Annotated in this window: 3 protein-coding genes; all 3 read right to left on the bottom strand. The window is 60.4% G+C overall.

The window, feature by feature from the left end; translation table 11 throughout:
- Positions 1 to 239 precede the first annotated feature (239 nt).
- Entirely contained in the window at positions 240 to 869 is a 630-nt protein-coding gene (locus MPJ51_RS01065) for a transglutaminase-like cysteine peptidase (RefSeq protein ID WP_298381134.1), read from the bottom strand.
- Between the two features lie 278 nt (positions 870 to 1,147).
- Positions 1,148 to 1,435, bottom strand: coding sequence for a DUF1330 domain-containing protein (locus tag MPJ51_RS01070; protein WP_298381135.1), 288 nt, complete (start codon positions 1,433 to 1,435; stop codon positions 1,148 to 1,150).
- A 1-nt stretch (position 1,436) separates the two neighbouring features.
- Positions 1,437 to 1,820 (bottom strand): DHHA1 domain-containing protein (locus MPJ51_RS01075; RefSeq protein WP_298381136.1); only part of this gene is annotated, 384 nt, incomplete at its 5' end.

Below are 1,820 nucleotides of genomic sequence, written 5' to 3' on the forward strand. Positions count from 1 at the left end.
GACGGACCAAAAGGCGACGGGCCGAAAGGTGACGGACCAAAAGGCGACGGGCCGAAAGGGGACGGACCAAAAGGCGACGGGCCGAAAGGCGACGGGCCGAAAGGCGACGGGCCGAAAGGTGGTAACAACGACTAGACTGCAAGCTGAGCATTCAGCGAACAGACCAGATCAAAGGGGCGATGCAAACATCGCCCCTTTTACCTATGAGAGCACCGCATTCCGGAGCACTTAGAAAAAAATTAACTGCTGGTGTAAACCCCGACCCAACCATTGGGCTGCTGCGGGTTCTGCATTCTCAGGAACAGATACCGGGTCGAGGACCACGGCTTGACCCGATTGGTCAGATTGTCCAACACCAGATCCCCCTGGCTGGACCGGTAAACCAGAACCGCATGCGCATTCCGGCGGGTGTCCAGCACAGTCGCAATCAGCAGTTTGCTGGGATCAAGCCCCGCGCGGATCAGGTCGCGCTTCTTCAGCAAGGCAAAATCCTCGCAATCGCCGCCGCGATTGGTTGGCAGTGCCCAAAGTTCACGGGTTTTGTATTGCGACTGATCCGTCACCGACCGGGTGCTGGCATTGACCTTACGATTGATCTGCTTGACCAGCTTCATCTCTTGATCGCTGGACATGTGGATCGCCTGTTTCGGGGCACAAGCCCAACTGTATTGCGCGCACAGGCTGCGCGCACCGGTGGGCGGTGGCGACGCCGCATCCCCGGGGATAAAGGCCGAATCCGCCGCCGAAGCATCGGCACCAAAGGTCAGAACGCCAACCGCCAGAGCCAACGCGGCCCCTGCCGATGTCCATCCTGTCCGCGCCTTTGCCGCACGGGCAACCAATCCAGAGCAGATTCTTTTCATCGTCATCCCTCGATCCAATACCATCCGAGCGATTACTAATTCGTGCACCCATATTCCATTTTTCGAAACTATCGAATACGGGGGCGCTAAAGCAATCACCGACAAATCTGAAGGGGAAAAACGGCGGAAATTCGTCGGTCAATCTGACAATTTCCGCACAAGAAAGTGGCAGCCTTGGCCACAATTCAAAGCCTGCTTCGTTCAGGCGCCCGCGCGCAGATCAACAGACAGCGGGCAAACCGCTTCCCGCCGCGCATCTTTCGTGCAGCGGGAAGCGTGAAATATCAATCGGTTATCTCAACCACGACCAATTCGCGCTCGCTGGCACCGCGGGCGTGGTCAAGTGCCTTCTGGTATTCGGGTGAATGATAACACTCCACCGCCGCCTCGACCGAGGGGAAACGTGCGACCACATTGCGGGGCCGTTCCTTGCCTTCCAGTTGAACATAACGCGCGGCGCGGGCGATGAATTCGCCTCCATGTGCAGCTATGGCCGGACCCGCCAATTCGGCGTATTTCCCATAAGCCTCGGTATCTGTCACCGTGACATGCGCAATCCAGAGTGCTGGCATCTTATCCTCCCAATACCTGTTCAGCCGCCTTGATGGCCGCATCCGCGTTCGCGGCATCCTTACCGCCGCCCTGCGCCATGTCGGGCCGACCACCGCCGCCCTTGCCGCCCAGTTCGGCCACGGCGGCCTTGACCAGATCAACGGCAGACACGCGGTCGGTCATGTCGGCGGTCACCCCGGCAGCCACCGCTGCCTTGCCGCCGGTATCGGCGATCAACAGCACTGCGCCCGAGCCCAGTCGGGCCTTATGCTCATCAATCAGCGCGGGCAGGTCCTTGCCGGACACGCCGGTCAGCGCCTGTGCCAGGAATTTGGTGCCGTTGACGTCACGCGCCTCGGCCCCGCCGCCCTGCCCGGCACCACCGGCCATGGCCAGATCGCGGCG

The sequence above is a fragment of the Ruegeria sp. genome, from assembly GCF_028066395.1.
Lineage (GTDB): Bacteria > Pseudomonadota > Alphaproteobacteria > Rhodobacterales > Rhodobacteraceae > Ruegeria.